This is a genomic window from Anaerobacillus sp. 63XJN7_4_ISO-PGPR-S23-413, assembly GCF_056173725.1.
Map to the genome: position 1 here is coordinate 950201 of NZ_CM149688.1, position 17001 is coordinate 967201.

Consider the following 17001-nt stretch of genomic DNA (forward strand, 5'->3'; position numbering starts at 1 on the left):
AATGAAGACGATATGTTGATTTCTTGATTTTTGCTCAAACCGATCGATGATTTGAACCGGGTAGAGCAAACTATAAGAATATGTATAAATCTAAGCAGTTTCGTGCATTCCTTATATGAGGAGTGATCGAAAATGCTATTTAACATTGTTGCTGCGTTTGTAATTCCCTGGATCGCTGGAATTTATCTTGTGAGAAAAGATTTTACGCTTTTTCTTCTGATTGCCCCTTTTGCAGCCTTTGTAGCGATTATTTTTGATGTGCTTGGAATACATTTTGATTTCTGGCGCATTGACCCTGAATATGAAATGGAAACCATTGCAGCGATGCCGATGTATTTTGGTGTTTATCCGATTCTAGCAGGCTTTTTGTTTCTAACTATTAAACGAACTTCCTTTCATCCTCTCGTCATTATCCTACTTTTTTCTCTGATCACCACGATCATTGAGGGGATTGGCGTATGGATCAATCTCGTTCACTATTCTAATGGGTGGACGATCTACTGGACATATGTTTCATACTTGCTTGCCTATCTCGTATGCTATGGATACTTTTTATTATTAAAAAGGCACGTGCCGATATAATGAAACCAAAAGCCCTTCCTACAAAATAGGAGGGGTTTTTGATTTAAGCTAGAGGTTACAACAATTAGAGCTGAACTTTAAGTTCTTCTAGTCCACGTAATAAGAACATATTGCGCCATTTTGCATCCTCAGGCGCTCCTGCTAATTGAATCGAAGGGAAAGCAGAAAGTAATTTTTGATAAGCAATCTTTCCTTCTAACCTTGCTAGTGGAGCACCAAGGCAGAAGTGGATGCCATAGCCAAATGCAATGTGATGATTTGGTTTACGCGTAATATCAAACTTATTCGGATTGTCGAATTTCTTCTCATCGCGGTTAGCAGATGAGATGGAGGCGAGGATCATATCTCCTTTTTTTAATGGAACGCCTTTGAATTCAAAATCTTCTTCTGCCCAGCGAGCGGTCGAGAAATCGACGGGACTATAATAACGAAGCGCTTCTTCAATGGCGCTCTCTGTTAAAGAAAAGTCACTTTGCAACAGTTCAAGCTGATCTGGATGTTCGAAGAGAGCGAGCATCCCGTTGCCAATTAAGTTAACAGTCGTTTCATGACCGGCAATAATGAGTAGAAAAACCATTGAATAGAGCTCATCCGAACTTAACTTTTCTCCATCTTCTTCATGTTTAATAAGGTTTGAAATCAAGTCATCTTGTGGATCAGCTTTTCTTTTGTTAAAGAGAATTGTAAGATATTCGGTAAACTCCTGAACATCCTTCATGAATTCGCCTTCCATATTGTCGGAAGCGGAGACGATGGAGTTGGACCATTTTCTGAACTTATCTCGATCTTCTGTTGGTACACCAAGCAATTCAGAGATGACGATAATTGGTAGAGGAAAAGCAAAATCATCAATTAGGTCCACGATATCATTCTTTTGCTTCATTTCTTCAATTAATTGATCAGCAATGGCTTCTATACGGGGGGCTAGTTGTTTAATCGCTTTAGGGTTAAAACCAGGCTGAACAAGTTTACGTAACCGCGTGTGATCGGGTGGATCAACATCTAGCATCATATGATGAAAAATCTTCGTTTCCATTGGCTCGTCTTCCATACGAGCGCTTTTTGAGAAGAGTTTTGATTGGTCTTTAATAAAGGAAGGACGTTTTAGCAGCTCAAGAACATCATCATAAGATGTGACGATCCACGTATTGTTACCATTGGAGTTTCCAATGGACGTAATCGGCTCATTTTGGCGCAAGTTTTCGTAGAAAGCATATGCCCCTTTTTTAAAGTTGGATTGATAGACAGATTCAACGGATTGCATACAATGTTCCTCCTTTATTGTGTTAAACCATTAGACTGACTGGTCAGTCAATATGGTTAGTATAGATGAAAAACTAAGAATTCTCAATAAACAGTAAGAAGTGTCACACGATCCTCAGATTTCATAGAGAAGACGTTTTCATTATGGCGAATTAGGAACAAGTAGAACCAGGAACTGGTTGAGGGATAAAACCAGTCTTACAATTTACCTATATTGTGAAACAATGACCATTAGATTTGAATTGAGAACTATGGAAAAAGAAACATTTGTAGGATTGCTCATTTCCTTTCAAAATGAACCTATAAAAGGAAGTAAACCTAAAGAAAACCAATTATTATGTCGACTACAAAAGTTTCTAATCAAAAATTGTAAAAATTCAGTTTTTCTTATTGGAACAAAGGCGTAAGAGTGGTAGGTTAAAGGATAAGGGAGTGATGCTCCTCTCTTCTCTCATCCAAGAGAGGAAGTGGCCGAAGCTCGATGAGTCAACAGCTATTAAGCAAGTATACAAAGATTATGTATCAAGCAATGGTAGCCATTCAATTCATTAGGCAGCATCAGAAAAAGACATGTGACATAAGACAAATCTCCATATTAACCGGCTTTTCAGAAGAGGCCATATTGGAGGCGATGGAGTTTGGGGATCTTGATCAGCAAAATCGGCACGAGGAAGCTCTTTAACAAACGATCAGGATGAGGAAGAGAATGAGCGTCCTCCTATTATGGGAATGAATGTTTTATTTCATCACAGTATAAGATAATGATAAAAAGAGTTACAATCAAGTTTTGATTGTAACTTTTTTACTGCCATAGAGGTGAGTTATATGACAGCACAAGTTCTTTCCACGAATCGACTGATCTTAAGAAAAATGAGGGAGAAGGATGTTGATTACCTTTTAGAGATTTTTTCTGATAAGGAAGCAATGAGGTACTATCCTGCATGTAAAAGTAGAGAAGATACGATGAAATGGGTGGAATGGACGCTGCATCAATACAGTGTTTATGGTTTTGGCATGTGGATCGTTGAAGAGAAAAGAAGTGGTTGTTTTCTTGGGCAATGTGGGCTTGTACTTCAAAAAATGGACGGCTGTGTTGAAGTTGAGATCGGTTATCTTTTTGCTAGAAGGAATTGGGGAAATGGTTATGCAACGGAAGCCGCGATGGCTTGTAAGAAATATGGTTTTGAGCAAATAGGTCTTTCGAAGCTAATTTCATTAATTGATCCTGAGAACAAAGCTTCTATCAAAGTGGCGAAACGGATTGGGATGTCCTATGAGAAAACGATTCGTAAATGGGATAAAAAGCTTGATCTATATGCCTGTATTCCGAAAGTGGAAGAAAGGTGAGTCATCTATAACAAAGAAAATGCTTCATTATCAATAGAAAAGAATAAGATTACACATTTTGTAAAGAGGAATTAGAAGGAAAGATAAAGAATATTTACTATGACAACCTTACTAATCATTAGAAAAGTGGTGGCAATGACGATGATCCTAACTGCAAAGAGCTTCCTACTAAACTTATTACTCGTTTTTGCACCGTTAAGTATTATTCAGATTCTTTATCTACTGAAGCAAACTTCCTTTTTAAAACGATCATCAGGTTGGTTGCTTGCGATATTTCCCCTCCTTTCCGTTATTCTCTGTATGATGTATCCCATTGTGATTAACGAAAATTTTATATTAGATTTTAGAAGGATCCCTTTTATTCTTGGTGCTTTGTATGGCGGGAAATGGGTGTCGCTTATCTATTTATTCGTTTTATTAAGCTATCGTTTTATGCTTGGAGGTAGCGGTTTTTATCCTACATTGCTTTCATTTTCACTCGTTGCGATATTCACTTCACTAGTATCAAAACACTTTCTTAAATTGGACCTCAAATGGAAGTTAGCGGTTGCTGCTGGGTTAGATGCCTGTCTTGGGAGTATATCAACTGGAGTGTCGCTTGTTTTTTTTGAGTCGCAAATAAACATAGAAACTTGGATATTATTCAATTTCGTTAGTTTAACTGGTGTCGTTCTAGCAACGCTTATTTATGAAGTATTTATGAACCAATTTAAATTGCTTCATTCGGTAATGGAAAGCCAGAAGTTAGAGGTGGCGAGTCACCTTGCCGCAAGCATCTCACACGAAGTGCGCAACCCCTTAACCGTTAGTCGCGGTTTTCTCCAAATGATCAACAGTGACTTAGAAGATAAGAAAACGAAGGGGTACATGGAGCTTGCTATTGATGAGCTTGATCGAGCAACAGAAATTATTAATGATTATTTAACCTTCGCCAAACCTTTTCCAGAAAAGGTAGAGAAAATAAATGTAAAAAGTGAACTTGAGCAAAGCCTTAGCGTCATTCAGCCTCTTGCTACAATGTCGGATGTGACCATTAACTCAAAAATTGATATATCCCCCACTTATATTCAATCAGAAAAGCGTAAATTTCAGCAGTGTCTGCTAAATATTTTAAAAAATGCCATTGAAGCGATGCCGGATGGAGGAGAATTAACTGTTGATGCTTTACATAAAGGTTTTGAATTAAAAGTTAGCATATCTGACACTGGCATTGGTATGTCGGAAGAGCAGGTAGTAAGAATGGGGGAGCCTTTTTTCACTACTAAAGAAAAAGGGACAGGGTTAGGGATGATGGTCTCGCATAGCATTATGAAGGCCATGAACGGGGAGATCATTTATGAAAGCTCCCCTAATAAAGGGACAACCGTTATCCTTCTTTTTAAAATAGAAAAATGAAGGGGCATAATTGATGAGTCTTCATTCTTTTGGTGGCAAATAGGAAGGTTTCGTTAATGAACAAGAAGGCGCTGGAATCGATGGAGCATAGTGGCTAAGATGAGCTAGGAAATAACAGCTTTCAGGAAAATGATGTTCAAGAAATCGTAATGTCGTATTGTTTAGAACTTCATCGATTTTATAAAGAGACATCACTTCTTCAACAAGAGCGTTTAAATCTTGAATCGAATGAGCGACTTCATCTGCAAATCGTTGCTGAGCTCGAAAGCCAGTTGGTGTAAATCGAAGAAAACCGCGCATGGCTCTGTTTTTTGAGATATACACACGAAATTGGTTTTGAATAGTTTGGGCTTTCGTGATGAATTCGACTTCAATCGGATCGAGAATATCAATTAATAGCGAGGCGTGGCCAACTTGATCAGTTAACCATAAGTCCATTAAGTCGAGAAGAGAAAGAGGGGGCGGCACCTTTCCTTCGATGTAGAAAGTAAGCAGACGCAAATATTCTTCATTCTCATCTAGCGTTCCATTAAAGTAAGATGGACTTAGGTTAATGTTGATTTCGTTCCGAATTCTAAGCCGTTGTATCGTGCCTTCGAAATTGAAATAGGCCCTTGCCAGGTGATAAGCTTTACGTGAAAAGGAAATCATAGCGTCAGAGCTTGCAGGTTCGTCACGCTTAAGAGGTGTGAGTTGCTCGCGAAGCTCTTCGAAGGCCATAGCAAACTGATTCGCTTCATTCACAAATTTATGTTCCGACGGTGATAAGTAATCACGTACAAAGATCGCGTGATCAGCAAGAATTTCAATCCAGAAATGATGTTCTTGCCATGGAGTAAGTGGTGTCTGGACCAAGTGGGGTGCCTCCTTTGGGCGTAGTCTTTTAGTTTAAAGTATGAAGCATAGCTCAGGTTATACCAATGAACGCTCTTTCTGATTCATCATTTAACGAATGATTTTGTTGTAATTGAAACTAATTCGCTTTGAATACGTAAAGAATAGTAAGAAACAAAATGAATGGAGAGTGCCGTATGAAGAAAATCTACAAATCAACGACGAATAAAAAATTAGCGGGTGTTTTAGGCGGATTAAGTGAGGTTATGAATGTAGACGCTAATATATTAAGGATTGCTTACATCGCACTAACGCTCTTAACATCTGGAATCTTTGTACTAGTTTACTTTGGAGCTGCTCTTATGCTCCCTTCAGATCAGGATGTTAAGTTTAAAGATTAACAAGAAGGATGCTTACGTTAGTATTGCTGTTGGAGGTTTAAATGAAGAAAAACGGTTTTTATTACATCGTGGGGATGATTAGTTCTTTCTTGATATTCTGTTCTGGACTCTTTTCCTTGTTTGGATGGATCGACTTAGTCTCAATCTTTCTTTCTGTGATTTTTGCAGTGATGGGGTTCCTCGGGGTTCTTACAAATAGTATGCAGCTGAAGATGGCTTTGAAGGAAAGCTATACAAATCAGCAATAAGGAAAATTGGTTTTGTAATAACGATCATATTTCCTTCATTGTGTAAGATAAGAAAAAGGGCTTAGCGATTATGCTAAGCCTTTTTTAAGTTGAAGATTGCTTGTGAAATGAACATAATGAAGAGAATGAATGATAACTAATTCTGGTTCATTTAATTCATCACAACACGTTGACGATTAGGAGGGAATGGAGCATGGATCATAAGTTTACAATTGGCCAGATGTCAAAACTCCATGATATTCCTGTAAAAACACTTAGATATTACGATGAAATTGGGCTTTTCAAGCCATTTCAAGTCGATAATCAGACAGGTTATCGCTATTATTGTTTAGAACAATTTAAAAAATTGGACATGATTTGGTATTTGAAAAAGATGGGCATTCCGTTAAAAGAAATAAAGAAAAAAGTAGAGCATAGCACCGTTGATGAATTTATTGAAATACTATCTGAATATGAACGAATTAACGATGAGAAAATCAATGAATTAGTAAAGATGAAGAAGCATTTGAAAACGAAGATATTGGATTTAAAGCAATCGAGGGATATTCATTTCATTGGTGAACCGCAAATTCGTACACTCCCTCATCGCTATCTATTAGCCATTCAGGGGCAGTTCCATACGCTAGATGATATTGAAAGCGTGCTACGCGGTTTAAAGAAGGAAATTGATCATGTTACTCCGATTATGGTTGGGAAAGTAGGGTTTATTCTATCAGTGGATCATATGAAAACACGAGAAACGATGGAGTATGACGGATTGTTTATTTTAATTGAAGATGATAGTGAAATAGATCAACAAAAGATTATGACACTTGAAGAGGGGGAGTATGCGAGTGTTTATATGAGAGAAGGGAGAGAGAAAGATAATGCTTATTATCATACCCTATTGAACTTCGTATCTGAACAGGGTTATGAGCCAGATGGACCTTTTTTCATTCGACAAATTGTTGACTCGTTTATCTCACATAAAGAGAATGAACGTTTGCGAGAGATTCAAATAAAAGTACGAGCTGTAGGAGAGAAGAAGTCCTTCCTAAAATAGAAGACACCTCTTATTTTTTTCTTTTGTCCACCTATCCTTAATATATATGTTCGGAAAATATAGCTTGTATAACTAATGGTGTTAGTTATACTTAAACTAACACCATTAGTTTAAGGGGGAGAATAAGACATGAGAATAATAAAGGAACAAACCGTCTATCAGCTTTCTTTCATGGCCAATTGGTTCCCTGTTAATTGTTATTTCGTTGAAGAAGAGGAGAGCTTAACGTTAATCGATGCAGCCCTTTCTTTTAGTAAAAACGCTATTCTAAAGGCGGCCGCTCAAATTGGGAAGCCGATCAACCGCATCATTATTACACATGCACATACGGATCATATGGGAGCACTTGATGGGTTAAAGGCAAGTCTTCCTCATGCGGAAATTCTTCTTCCTCAAAGAGAGTTAAAATTGTTAAACGGTGATTCATCACTCGAGCCTGGTGAAGGAGATCTTCCAGTGAAGGGTGGCGTACCTAGAAACAGTAAGACGCAGCCAGATGTTCTTCTTAAAGAAGGAGATATGGTTGGCTCACTGATCGCGATTGAGGCTCCGGGACACACGCCTGGCATGATGGCTTTTATAGATAAACGAAATCAAATACTAATAGCCGCAGATGCGCTCCAAACGAAGGGAGGCATAGCGATAGCTGGTGATTTGCGCTGGCGGTTTCCATTTCCTGCTCTGGCTACGTGGGACAAGGAGCGTGCGATTGCCACAGTGGAAAAGCTAGCTTCGTTTAACCCATCCGTTATTGGTGTGGGGCATGGAGATTTTCTATATGAACCAGAAGCGTTGAAAAACGCTATCCTTCAAGCAAAAAAGCGGGTGAAGGGATAAGTGAAAATCACAAAGGATATCGTGATTCAAGAAGCACTCGCCATTGCAGAGCGAGAAAATTATTCAAAGGTAACGATGGCAACCATTGCCCGTCGTCTATCGATAAAACCTCCTTCACTTTATAACCATTTCGATGGCTTAGATGACATCAAAAATGGTATGGCTGTTTCAGCGTTGAACCAGTTCTTCAATTGGTTGTCAGAGAAGACTGAACACCAGACGGAAGGGAGAGAAACCATTCTAGCCTTAACAGAGGCGTACATAACCTTTGCACTTCAGCACCCAGGTTTGTATGAAGCTACGTTAATGGCGGCGAATCCTCTTCAGTCTGATGTCCAAGAAGCTGGAGAAGCGATTGTCACCTTAACGATGGAGGCGTTTGAGCCATATCACTTGTCAGAAATGGAAAGAATCCATATCGTCCGAGGGCTTCGGAGCTTTCTACATGGCATGGTTGATTTGTATCGTAAAGGCGGTTTTCAGCGACCCATTGCGTTGGAAGAATCTTACCGGATAATTGTTGAGACCTATTTGAGTGGATTAGTAAATCAGAGAACAATAGAATGAGAAAGCATCATAAAAGGAGAAGACCGTGAGGCGGCTTTCTCCTTTTTAGTATGATTTAATTGTTTTAAGAAGGTGTTGCCTCAGCTGAAATGGCCTGCGCCAGGTTTGAAGTGATGCGAATTTCACCGAAGTCGATGCCTAGTTGAACGGCTGTTTGAGCAATTTCGGGACGAATACCAGATAGTGTAGCAGTAACACCAATTAATTTAAGCCCAGTAATCAGCTGGAAAATTTGTTGAGCTACCCGTGTATCGACGAGATACACGCCAGATAAGTCTATGAAAAGGTGATCGACTCGTTTACTTGTACACCCTTCAAGCGTGTTCTCGAAAATGGCCGATGCTCGATCGGAGTCAATGTCACCGACTAGCGGCAGGAGAGCTTTTCCGTTAGGCAGGTCAATCAAGGGGGAGCTTAGTTCATTAATCGTTTGTTGTTGTTCTTCAATACGGGCGTTCAAATGATTTGATTTTTCTTCAACGACGCGGGTCATGAGCACATCAATGGCTTCAATCACAGCATACTTCCAGATATCAATACTTTTCTGTGAGACAAGATCTTCTGCTTCTTTTATATACAGATCAATGAAGTCCATATATTGCTCGCGTACGCGCAGAAATTCCCTCATAATCAGATGAGTGGGAGTGTTCAAATGTTCAGGATCACGTCCAATTTCTCGTACCCAGTCTTCGAATTCCTCAAAGAATTCGTCTTTCTTCATAATGAAGATTTTGCACAAATGTAGGTGGAATTCAAAATTCTGAGCTTTAAGTCCTTTAATGACTTCTGGATCAGTAGAAGAATAAACACCAGTTCCACTTTTATCAAGTGATGCATACCAATCTTCTGTTAATTGTTCTGCTTTATTTAATAAAAATTGATAAAGTTCTTTGTTTCTTTGCATGAATAAGTGCTCCTCTCGATCCTTTATAATTATTTCGATTATTTGGAAGGTAAAGTCGTTGTGCTCACTCTATCTGTAGCAAAATGAGAAATTTCCTTCTTTGTATTCATTATACCAAGCTTTCACCTAATCAACGATTGGATTTACTTATCTAGTTTAAACTATTTCTTAGATTGTCTCAGGAAATAGAAAGATACTCTCTTATAATAGAACATAAAAGGAGTACCTTTTGATGAAGCTCTGTTTTTATTTAATAGTAATTGTTGAATTATGAGACGCTAGAACGATGAGTATTGGTAAGCTTGAGGCAAAGTTTGGTTATGGCTATGGAGAGGTGTTTTTCATTACTAAGTAGTCTAGGCGAGGTCCAAATCTGAGTGAAAAGCTTCGTGATTATTTCTTCGTGATCAGATCGAGGAGTGTCACTATTGCATAGGATGCGAGAGACGTGGTGAATATATGTATCATACAATTCATTCAATGAACTTCTGTCTTTGGAAATAAGCTTTTGAATGAGTTGATTTTGGCTCTGCATGTTTTAGCTCCTTAAAATAATAGTCATAATTTTGTAATTCCACTGCAACAATTATTTCAAACTCTAAATTCTTGAATTCGAGATATATAATGTGCGATTTATGTTTAATAGAGAGTTTATTTTACGGAATTTTCTTGAAATGACTAACAACTATTTGATATAGTGAATGCGGAGATGTATGGAGAGGGGATCATGAACATGTGTGGACAAATCCTGTAATGGTTTAGATTTATTGATAATCCTATTTAAGTAGGGATAGGTATGTCAATGGAACCTATACAGGGGACACCGCGTTCATGATTGATAAATGATCAGGACAGGGCCTTAGGCTGCTGTCCTTTTTCGAATCATCTCCTTTCACATTGGTCAGGTGTTCCTCATAAGGAGGAAATTAAATGAATAACCAAAGGAATCGCATTGCCATTGTTACAGGCGTTAGCCGTCCGAACGGGATTGGTGCTAGCATATGTCGTGAGCTTGCTAGGAAGGGCCATGATATTTTCTTTACTCATTATTTGAAGTATGACGTTAGCACAGGTTATAAGGATGCTACCGAGACGTTCCCAGTCATCTTTAAAAAAGAGCTGCAGGAAATGGGCGTTATAGCTGAAGAAATGGAACTGGATTTAAGTGAGCCTAATGCATCAGAGGACCTTATAGCACAAGTGAAGAAAATGACCGGAGAGCTAGCGATTCTAGTGAACAATGCGACCCATTGTGTAGAAGTGGATCATGATGAATTATCAGCGGAAATCATTGATCAGCACTGTGCTGTTAACGTAAGAGGAACGTGCATGCTGGCTGTTACTTTTGCGAAGCAGTTAAAGAAGCAACAAGCGGAAGGCAGAATCATTAACTTTGTTTCTGGGCAGGACAAAAGCCCACAGCCTGGTAATCTTGCCTATATTACGACAAAAGGAGCGATCTCAGCTTTCACGACATCGCTCTCAACTGAGCTTGCTCCTTACAACATCACGGTTAATGCCATTGATCCTGGACCAACTGATTCAGGGTGGATGGATGATGAACTCCAAACTTTTCTAAAGCCGAAGTTTCCGACAGGACGTATCGGCACGCCTGATGATGCGGCGAGACTGGTTGGTTTTCTAGCGAGTCATGAAACAAGGTGGATTACAGGACAAATTATTCATTCAGATGGCGGCTTTCGAGACTAACGTTTTTGAGATTATCAAAAAGCGTGCTGACAACAAGTCAGCACGCTTTTCATTAGAACAATACATAGGATACAACAACATATAATAACGCCATTACAAGCGAAGGAGCAGCATAGCGCCACTGACTTCGGAGTGTTTGTGGACGTAGAAGCAAGTACATAATCACGATCGTCATTAACAAACCAAGTCCTGCAATGAAGATGTGAGACAGATCAACTGCAGCTAGAATCGGTCCTTTTCGATAGAGAACATCAGTTAGGGCTAATAGCTGAATGTTAAAGAGATTGCTTCCAAGAATCGAGCCAATCGCCATATTGTAGTTTGCTAGTTTGAAAGCAGCAAGCACTGTGACAAGTTCTGGTAAAGAGGTTGAAGCAGCAATGAGAAAGCTACCGACAAAGCTTGCATTCATACCCGTTGCCTCAGCTAGTCTGTCTCCAGCAATCGATAAAATACTTCCTGATACGAATACAATGAGTGCTGCGACGATAAAGCCAATGACGGCAGTGCGAAGAGAGTAATCTTTTGTAGGGACGTCATCTTGCTCCCCATCGTCGCTTGAAATGTATCTCATTGATAAGACATACAATAATACAATGACAATCATTTCAACCCCGACACCAAATATGGAAATCGTTCCTGGAATTAACAGAGAGACGATTAAAATGACGAGGAAAAGGAGACCGACGAGGGCAGATGGGACATTTGCCTTCGTGTTTACCTTCTGAAACAATCTTCGTGGTCTATAAATTAAGTCTACTACAGCTAAAATTAAAAGGTTAAAAACGTTACTTCCAAGCATGTTACCGACTGCGATATCAGGATTATCGATATACACAGCTGTTAAACTTGTTGTTAATTCTGGAAGTGACGTGGCTCCCGCAATTAAGAATGTCCCTACAACAGCTCCACTTAATGAAGACTTCTTACTAATAACATCACCGAACTGATTCAGGTAAATAGCGGCACCGACAACTACGGCAGCTGCAAGAAGAAAGATAAGAATGATCATGTGTAACTCCTCTCCGCCAGCGCATACAAAAAACCCTGGCACAACAAAATTGTACCAAGGTCTTGCGTACTAAATAGCTTAGCCCGATGAACCAGGTATCGTAATACCGTATTGATGATTCATCAGCCGTTACCGGTCGCTACTCCCCTTGTTACTTTAACTATAGCTCGGTTTAAATTTAAAGTCAACGAGAAGGATTGAACATTGTGTGAGTTTAATAGTAAAAGAAGGGAGGCAGTTTGGATGAATCTAAATTTGTTAGTGATTGGTATTTTAATTCTGATTGTTTCTTATTTGGTAGGCGTAATGAAACAAACGTGGTTATTAGCTGGATTTAATGAAAAAGCGATTCGTGATAAAGCTAGGTTAGGAAGGGTGGTTGGTGGGGGATTTTTACTCCCTTTAGGGGTGATACTTATTCTTCATAGTTTCATTGTTTATCCATATGATCAATGGGTTCTTGCCTTTGCTATGATTAGTTTATTACTGATCGTTTCTGTGTATATCAATCAAAAATTAGTTGAGAAATAGCGGTTAATAGAGAATGGAACTTCTCTCTTCTCCAAAAAATGAATGAAACTTCTTTCTCATCTCAGTCGTAAAAGAAGAAAGCGATTTATTGAGAGAGGAGGTAGAGAGATGATCGAAGTAATCGTAACGATTATTTTCTCAATCGTCTTTTTAATAGGGATCTATGTACAAGTAACGAGAAGAAAACGGATGGGTTTAACGGGCTTTAAATCAGCTATTTCCCCGAGTTGTTTCTTGATCAGTGCTGCGCTCAATCCTTTAGGCTACTGGTTTGGTTTCCTCGGATTATATAGTTTACTAGGATCAATGCTTTTTCTATTAATAGGAGCTTACTTTGTAAAAGAGATGCAGATGCCAAAAGCACATGAAAGAAGGGAGAACGTATGAAGGGGAAGGCTATACTATTTACAGCATTACTTATGTGCATTACGATGATGAGTTTGCTATCCATTTACTACATACATAAACCTTCCGATGGTATTGCCATTGAAGTAATGATCTCTATGGCTGTTGGTGGAACGTTCATACTACTACAGTGTAAGGGGAGAAGTCGTAGTGGGGAGGACAAAGAATGAAGTTGCTAAGAGTTTTCTTGTTGGTTGTTATCATTGGCGCTGCTAGCAGCATCGCTTGGCTCGGTTTTTCTGGTGGGAACGAAAACCTGTTTCGATTAGTCATCAGCATCACCGTATTCGCATCTCTTTGTTTCTTTTATATAGAAGAAACAAAGAAAAAGCAGCGAAGAGTGACGCTGATTTTCATAGGACTTAGTCTTTTTTCAGTAGTAGCTGGAATTGTTCAATTAATGAATAGCTAACAAGCGCAATAGGTCAACAGAGTCCCTAATGGATTCTGTTGTTGTCTACTTCTCCATCAGATCGATAAATTGTTGCAGCGGTGGTGAAATCCATTTTCGTTTTTTGTATACAATCTGCGTGTAGAGAGTGATGTCATTCGAATGAAATGGAAGCACGGCAACAAGCCCATTTTGAATTTCTCGTTCAACCGCTATTCTTGGTAGAAGCGCAATTCCGAGTTGATCCGCGACACATTGCTTAATGGCTTCAAGACTACTGAATGAAATGATCGACTTCGCTTGTACGTTTGCATCTTTTAGCCATTTTTCTAGAAGAACTCGATAGGCGCAGCCTTCTTCGGTCAGAATGAGCGTTTCCTCCTCTAATTTCTTTAAATCCAATTCATCAAGTTTTGTGAAGTGATGTTGGGGAGGGGCAATTATGACCATTTCTTCCTGACGAATGGGGATCGTTTTTAGATCAGGATGATGTTGTAATTGGTCTAACAAAATAGTGATATCGTACGTGCCATCTACTGTGCCACCAATTAAATTTTGACACTGACCCGATTCAAGTCGGATGCGTAATTCAGGATGCTTTTCTTTGAGCGCTTTAATATAAGGCGTAATATAATACGCCGCAAGTGTTTCGCCAGTTCCAATGCGAATGGTCCCTTTTAAATTGGCATCCGTTCGAAGATGAGCTTCTGCTTCATCTGCAAGCTTGATGATTTCCTTCACGTAATCATGAAGCTGTTCTCCTGATGGCGTTAATCTCATTTTCCTTCCAACACGCTCAAACAGTTTCACGTGATAAAAGTCTTCAAGCTTCTTGATTTGCGTCGTTACACTGGACTGAGCATAACCGAGTTCTTCTGCTGTTTGTGTGTAGCTTCCTGATCGAACGACTTCATTAAAAGTATAAAAGTAATTTAAATCCATCAGACCCTCCATTAATAATTTCGATAGTTAGTATCAATTATTATAGATAACGTTGATGTTTGTTGCAATGATATACTTCTAATGAATAGACGCTTCACTGTAAAAGGAGAGTGTAGTATGAAGATTTTGGCACTATTAGGGAGTACTCGTGAAAATGGTAACTCAGAGTACCTGACAAAAAGAATGCTCGAAGGTACGAACCATACGATCGTTTCTCTTGCAGATAAACACATCAATTCCATTGTCGATGAGAGACATTCAGAAGAAGGGTTCTCACCAGTAGAGGATGATTATGAGGAGTTGCTTGAACTAGTGTTAACGCATGATGTTCTCGTTTTCTCAACACCTCTATACTGGTATGGGATGAGCGGTCCAATGAAGAATTTCTTTGATCGCTGGTCGCAATATTTACGTGATGAACAATTAAATTTAAAAGAAGAGCTAACAAAGAAAAAAGCATATGTGATCGTAACAGGCGGAAGCAGTGCGAAAATGAAAGGACTTCCTCTTATTCAGCAATTTAGCTATATCTTTGAGTTCGTGAAAATGGAGTTCGTCGATTACGTCATCGGTAGCGGTGTGAAGCCGGGGGAAGTAAAGGAAGATCAGTTAGCGCTGGATAAGATAGCGAAGTGGAGAAGTGAGTTTTAGAGAAAGCACGGAAAAGGACGAGATCACTGAGATCTCGTCCTTTTCCGTGTTTTTTTATTGTCCGTTTTGAAACTGCTGATCGAGTTCCCTTAATTTATCGTACGACTCGACTAGGTCATCAGGAACCAATTTCCGCCCAAAATCCCAGGCATTTCGTTCGATTTCAGCAAGAAACTTTTGCTGCTCCTCTTCTTCCTCATACATTAAAATCCTGAGGTCATGTCTGTGCTTCTTAAAATCTAAGTAGTACCCGATCTCATGATATAAAAGGATTTTCGCGATATTTTCTTCGGTTTCTTTTAGTTTGAAATTTACTTTGGCTTGATAGCCGTTCAATTGTAAGTAGTTAAACTTAATTGTATTCGTCGATACGTTATAGCTCATAGGAGCGTTTAGCTCATTGTTAAATTCATAGTTGATTGGTAATTGGTGAAATGCCAATGTGTCTTTAACCAATTCTTCAATATCCCATATATATAGCATGTTTTTAATCACTACCTTTTTTGTAAAGCTTTTCTCGTTAATGCCTTATTTTAAACTATCCACCGCAATACTACCACTATTTTTTCAAGTTGAAACAGTGTGGATTAAAAAAAGGGACATTTCAGCTGAAATGTCCCTTTGTAACGTTATAGAAAGATAAAGTAAAGAATGAACAAAGCACCGAGTGTATACATGATCGGATGAACCTGCTTCCATTCTTTTTTCGCGATCATTGCAAATGGATAAAGAATGAAACCGAGGGCGATCCCTGTTGCCACGCTAAACGTGAGTGGCATCATGATGATGGTGACAAAAGCAGGGATCACTACTTCTAATCTGCTCCAATCAATTTGCTTCACTTCTGTTGCCATAAGGGCACCAACGATAATTAAGGCTGGGGCCGTTACTTCAGGTGTTATCACGCCAAGAATGGGTGAGAAGAAGAGAGCAATAAAGAAGCAAATCGATATTACGACAGATGTGAATCCAGTTCGGCCACCAACGGCAACGCCAGCAGATGATTCTACGAATGAGGCAGTCGTTGATGTACCGAAGATCGCTCCAACAACTCCAGATGTAGAATCAGCAAGTAGCGCGCGTCCCGCATTCGGAATTTCGTTGTTTTTCATAAGTCCGGCCTGACTTGCCACGGCGATAAGAGCACCCGCCGTGTCGAAGAAGGCAACGAATAAGAATGTGAAAATAACTGCTAGAATTTCAGGCGAGAAAATATCTCCTAAATGTTGAAAGACAACACCGAAAGTTGGTTCAAGGCTTGGCACCTGTCCAACAACCGAGCCTGGTACCTGCACAAGACCAATAATCATTCCAATAATCGTAGTGATGACAATTCCGTAAAAAATACCACCGCGAATGCCGCGTATTAACATCATTAAGGTAATAACAAACCCAAAAGCAGCTAAAGCCGTCGTAGGATTTGTAAGCTGTCCGATCGAAATAAACGTTTCTTCGTTTCCAACGACGATCCCTGCATTCTTAAGTCCAACAAAAGCGATAAAGAAACCAATTCCAGCTGCAATGGCGTGCTTTAAGTCTTTTGGTATGACGTTAATAATTTTCTCTCGTATTTTAAGTAAGCTAAGAATCATAAAGATAATCCCGGCTATAAAGACGCCTGTGAGTGCAATTTCCCAATCAATTCCCATCCCAATTACAACGGAGAAGGTGAAGAAAGAGTTTAATCCCATACTCGGAGCAATGCCGACAGGGAAGTTTGCGAGTAGGCCAATTAGTAAGGACCCGACGATTGCAGATAGAGCAGTTGCTGTGAAGAGTGCGCCTTTATCAATGCCTGCTTCACTAAGGATAATGGGGTTAACAACTAATATATATGCCATGGATAGAAACGTTGTAACCCCAGCTAACGTTTCTTTTCGGTAATTCGTTTCCCGCTCAGTGAACTGGAAGAAGTTTTTCATGATGGACCCTCCTGATC

General features: G+C 39.4%; 22 protein-coding genes. 15 read left to right on the top strand and 7 right to left on the bottom strand.

The genetic code is table 11. From position 1 onward, the window contains the following. The first annotated feature begins 132 nt into the window (after positions 1–132). Complete coding sequence (locus AC0VYO_RS05170; RefSeq protein WP_475366770.1) at positions 133–582, top strand: CBO0543 family protein; 450 nt, start codon at positions 133–135, stop codon at positions 580–582. A 64-nt stretch (positions 583–646) separates the two neighbouring features. Here AC0VYO_RS05170 and AC0VYO_RS05175 read toward each other — a convergent pair whose 3' ends face one another. After that, complete coding sequence (locus tag AC0VYO_RS05175) at positions 647–1846, bottom strand: cytochrome P450 family protein (RefSeq protein WP_475368555.1); 1200 nt, start codon at positions 1844–1846, stop codon at positions 647–649. A gap of 480 nt (positions 1847–2326) precedes the next feature. Here AC0VYO_RS05175 and AC0VYO_RS05180 point away from each other — a divergent pair, with 480 nt between their 5' ends. From AC0VYO_RS05180 to AC0VYO_RS05190, 3 genes are all read left to right on the top strand, one after another. Beyond that, positions 2327–2527 carry a hypothetical protein gene (locus AC0VYO_RS05180; RefSeq protein ID WP_475366772.1) on the top strand — a complete coding sequence of 67 codons (201 nt, stop codon included), beginning with the start codon at positions 2327–2329 and terminating at the stop codon, positions 2525–2527. Between the two features lie 143 nt (positions 2528–2670). Next, entirely contained in the window at positions 2671–3192 is a 522-nt protein-coding gene (locus tag AC0VYO_RS05185) for a GNAT family N-acetyltransferase (RefSeq protein WP_430245693.1), read from the top strand. 99 nt (positions 3193–3291) lie between these two features. Next, complete coding sequence (locus tag AC0VYO_RS05190; RefSeq protein WP_475366773.1) at positions 3292–4587, top strand: ATP-binding protein; 1296 nt, start codon at positions 3292–3294, stop codon at positions 4585–4587. A gap of 21 nt (positions 4588–4608) precedes the next feature. Here AC0VYO_RS05190 and AC0VYO_RS05195 read toward each other — a convergent pair whose 3' ends face one another. After that, a complete protein-coding gene (locus tag AC0VYO_RS05195) occupies positions 4609–5442 on the bottom strand; it encodes a DUF2935 domain-containing protein (protein WP_475368556.1) in 834 nt (277 codons plus the stop codon). 176 nt (positions 5443–5618) lie between these two features. Between AC0VYO_RS05195 and AC0VYO_RS05200 the strand changes: the two genes are divergently transcribed. From AC0VYO_RS05200 to AC0VYO_RS05220, 5 genes are all read left to right on the top strand, one after another. Further along, on the top strand, positions 5619–5822 hold the full coding sequence (locus AC0VYO_RS05200; protein ID WP_430245699.1) for a PspC domain-containing protein: 204 nt from the start codon (positions 5619–5621) through the stop codon (positions 5820–5822). A gap of 41 nt (positions 5823–5863) precedes the next feature. Beyond that, positions 5864–6070: a hypothetical protein gene (locus AC0VYO_RS05205; protein ID WP_371018103.1), complete on the top strand. Its 207-nt coding sequence runs from the start codon at positions 5864–5866 to the stop codon at positions 6068–6070. 193 nt (positions 6071–6263) lie between these two features. Continuing rightward, positions 6264–7112, top strand: coding sequence for a MerR family transcriptional regulator (locus AC0VYO_RS05210; RefSeq protein WP_475368557.1), 849 nt, complete (start codon positions 6264–6266; stop codon positions 7110–7112). Positions 7113–7241: 129 nt separating this feature from the next. After that, positions 7242–7949 (top strand): MBL fold metallo-hydrolase, encoded by a 708-nt coding sequence (locus AC0VYO_RS05215; protein WP_430245703.1) that lies wholly within the window; start codon positions 7242–7244, stop codon positions 7947–7949. Then, positions 7950–8516, top strand: a complete 567-nt coding sequence (locus AC0VYO_RS05220; RefSeq protein WP_475368558.1) for a TetR/AcrR family transcriptional regulator — start codon at positions 7950–7952, stop codon at positions 8514–8516. Positions 8517–8580: 64 nt separating this feature from the next. Here the strand turns inward: AC0VYO_RS05220 and AC0VYO_RS05225 are convergent, their stop codons facing one another. Then, complete coding sequence (locus tag AC0VYO_RS05225) at positions 8581–9420, bottom strand: STAS domain-containing protein (RefSeq protein WP_475366778.1); 840 nt, start codon at positions 9418–9420, stop codon at positions 8581–8583. A 930-nt stretch (positions 9421–10350) separates the two neighbouring features. On the opposite strand from AC0VYO_RS05225, the gene AC0VYO_RS05230 reads away from it, so the two are divergent. Further along, positions 10351–11130 carry an SDR family oxidoreductase gene (locus AC0VYO_RS05230; protein ID WP_475368559.1) on the top strand — a complete coding sequence of 260 codons (780 nt, stop codon included), beginning with the start codon at positions 10351–10353 and terminating at the stop codon, positions 11128–11130. Positions 11131–11182: 52 nt separating this feature from the next. On the opposite strand, the gene AC0VYO_RS05235 is transcribed toward AC0VYO_RS05230, so the two are convergent. Next, positions 11183–12142, bottom strand: coding sequence for a sodium:calcium antiporter (locus AC0VYO_RS05235; RefSeq protein WP_475368560.1), 960 nt, complete (start codon positions 12140–12142; stop codon positions 11183–11185). Between the two features lie 243 nt (positions 12143–12385). Between AC0VYO_RS05235 and AC0VYO_RS05240 the strand changes: the two genes are divergently transcribed. The 4 genes from AC0VYO_RS05240 (at position 12386) to AC0VYO_RS05255 (ending at position 13490) form a co-directional block, all read left to right on the top strand. Next, positions 12386–12673 carry a DUF3784 domain-containing protein gene (locus AC0VYO_RS05240; protein WP_475368561.1) on the top strand — a complete coding sequence of 96 codons (288 nt, stop codon included), beginning with the start codon at positions 12386–12388 and terminating at the stop codon, positions 12671–12673. Between the two features lie 108 nt (positions 12674–12781). Then, a complete protein-coding gene (locus AC0VYO_RS05245) occupies positions 12782–13060 on the top strand; it encodes a hypothetical protein (protein WP_430245714.1) in 279 nt (92 codons plus the stop codon). Next, the gene (locus tag AC0VYO_RS05250; RefSeq protein ID WP_475366780.1) at positions 13057–13248 is read left to right on the top strand and encodes a hypothetical protein; all 192 of its coding nucleotides are present in this window, start codon (positions 13057–13059) and stop codon (positions 13246–13248) included. Before AC0VYO_RS05245 ends, AC0VYO_RS05250 begins: the two co-directional genes overlap by 4 nt. Next, positions 13245–13490: a hypothetical protein gene (locus tag AC0VYO_RS05255; RefSeq protein ID WP_427392234.1), complete on the top strand. Its 246-nt coding sequence runs from the start codon at positions 13245–13247 to the stop codon at positions 13488–13490. The genes AC0VYO_RS05250 and AC0VYO_RS05255 overlap by 4 nt, the downstream gene beginning before the upstream one ends. 45 nt (positions 13491–13535) lie before the next feature. Here the strand turns inward: AC0VYO_RS05255 and AC0VYO_RS05260 are convergent, their stop codons facing one another. Then, entirely contained in the window at positions 13536–14411 is an 876-nt protein-coding gene (locus AC0VYO_RS05260; protein ID WP_475366781.1) for a LysR family transcriptional regulator, read from the bottom strand. Positions 14412–14528: 117 nt separating this feature from the next. Here AC0VYO_RS05260 and AC0VYO_RS05265 point away from each other — a divergent pair, with 117 nt between their 5' ends. After that, positions 14529–15062: a flavodoxin family protein gene (locus AC0VYO_RS05265; RefSeq protein ID WP_475366782.1), complete on the top strand. Its 534-nt coding sequence runs from the start codon at positions 14529–14531 to the stop codon at positions 15060–15062. A 54-nt stretch (positions 15063–15116) separates the two neighbouring features. On the opposite strand, the gene AC0VYO_RS05270 is transcribed toward AC0VYO_RS05265, so the two are convergent. Together AC0VYO_RS05270 and AC0VYO_RS05275 are read right to left on the bottom strand one after the other, a co-directional pair. Continuing rightward, positions 15117–15557, bottom strand: coding sequence for a hypothetical protein (locus AC0VYO_RS05270; RefSeq protein ID WP_475368562.1), 441 nt, complete (start codon positions 15555–15557; stop codon positions 15117–15119). Positions 15558–15691: 134 nt separating this feature from the next. After that, positions 15692–16984, bottom strand: a complete 1293-nt coding sequence (locus AC0VYO_RS05275; RefSeq protein ID WP_430245720.1) for an NCS2 family permease — start codon at positions 16982–16984, stop codon at positions 15692–15694. Positions 16985–17001: the final 17 nt, after the last annotated feature.

What these genes read in the sequence shown, in the direction of transcription:
- AC0VYO_RS05260 (WP_475366781.1), bottom strand. Translation starts at nt 14,411, where the DNA reads ATGGATTTAAATTACTTTTATACTTTTAATGAAGTCGTTCGATCAGGA.
- AC0VYO_RS05210 (WP_475368557.1), top strand. Translation starts at nt 6,264, where the DNA reads ATGGATCATAAGTTTACAATTGGCCAGATGTCAAAACTCCATGATATT.
- AC0VYO_RS05240 (WP_475368561.1), top strand. Translation starts at nt 12,386, where the DNA reads ATGAATCTAAATTTGTTAGTGATTGGTATTTTAATTCTGATTGTTTCT.
- AC0VYO_RS05175 (WP_475368555.1), bottom strand. Translation starts at nt 1,846, where the DNA reads ATGCAATCCGTTGAATCTGTCTATCAATCCAACTTTAAAAAAGGGGCA.
- AC0VYO_RS05170 (WP_475366770.1), top strand. Translation starts at nt 133, where the DNA reads ATGCTATTTAACATTGTTGCTGCGTTTGTAATTCCCTGGATCGCTGGA.
- AC0VYO_RS05180 (WP_475366772.1), top strand. Translation starts at nt 2,327, where the DNA reads ATGAGTCAACAGCTATTAAGCAAGTATACAAAGATTATGTATCAAGCA.
- AC0VYO_RS05245 (WP_430245714.1), top strand. Translation starts at nt 12,782, where the DNA reads ATGATCGAAGTAATCGTAACGATTATTTTCTCAATCGTCTTTTTAATA.
- AC0VYO_RS05200 (WP_430245699.1), top strand. Translation starts at nt 5,619, where the DNA reads ATGAAGAAAATCTACAAATCAACGACGAATAAAAAATTAGCGGGTGTT.
- AC0VYO_RS05275 (WP_430245720.1), bottom strand. Translation starts at nt 16,984, where the DNA reads ATGAAAAACTTCTTCCAGTTCACTGAGCGGGAAACGAATTACCGAAAA.
- AC0VYO_RS05185 (WP_430245693.1), top strand. Translation starts at nt 2,671, where the DNA reads ATGACAGCACAAGTTCTTTCCACGAATCGACTGATCTTAAGAAAAATG.
- AC0VYO_RS05235 (WP_475368560.1), bottom strand. Translation starts at nt 12,142, where the DNA reads ATGATCATTCTTATCTTTCTTCTTGCAGCTGCCGTAGTTGTCGGTGCC.
- AC0VYO_RS05190 (WP_475366773.1), top strand. Translation starts at nt 3,292, where the DNA reads ATGACAACCTTACTAATCATTAGAAAAGTGGTGGCAATGACGATGATC.
- AC0VYO_RS05255 (WP_427392234.1), top strand. Translation starts at nt 13,245, where the DNA reads ATGAAGTTGCTAAGAGTTTTCTTGTTGGTTGTTATCATTGGCGCTGCT.
- AC0VYO_RS05225 (WP_475366778.1), bottom strand. Translation starts at nt 9,420, where the DNA reads ATGCAAAGAAACAAAGAACTTTATCAATTTTTATTAAATAAAGCAGAA.
- AC0VYO_RS05205 (WP_371018103.1), top strand. Translation starts at nt 5,864, where the DNA reads ATGAAGAAAAACGGTTTTTATTACATCGTGGGGATGATTAGTTCTTTC.
- AC0VYO_RS05250 (WP_475366780.1), top strand. Translation starts at nt 13,057, where the DNA reads ATGAAGGGGAAGGCTATACTATTTACAGCATTACTTATGTGCATTACG.
- AC0VYO_RS05265 (WP_475366782.1), top strand. Translation starts at nt 14,529, where the DNA reads ATGAAGATTTTGGCACTATTAGGGAGTACTCGTGAAAATGGTAACTCA.
- AC0VYO_RS05230 (WP_475368559.1), top strand. Translation starts at nt 10,351, where the DNA reads ATGAATAACCAAAGGAATCGCATTGCCATTGTTACAGGCGTTAGCCGT.
- AC0VYO_RS05215 (WP_430245703.1), top strand. Translation starts at nt 7,242, where the DNA reads ATGAGAATAATAAAGGAACAAACCGTCTATCAGCTTTCTTTCATGGCC.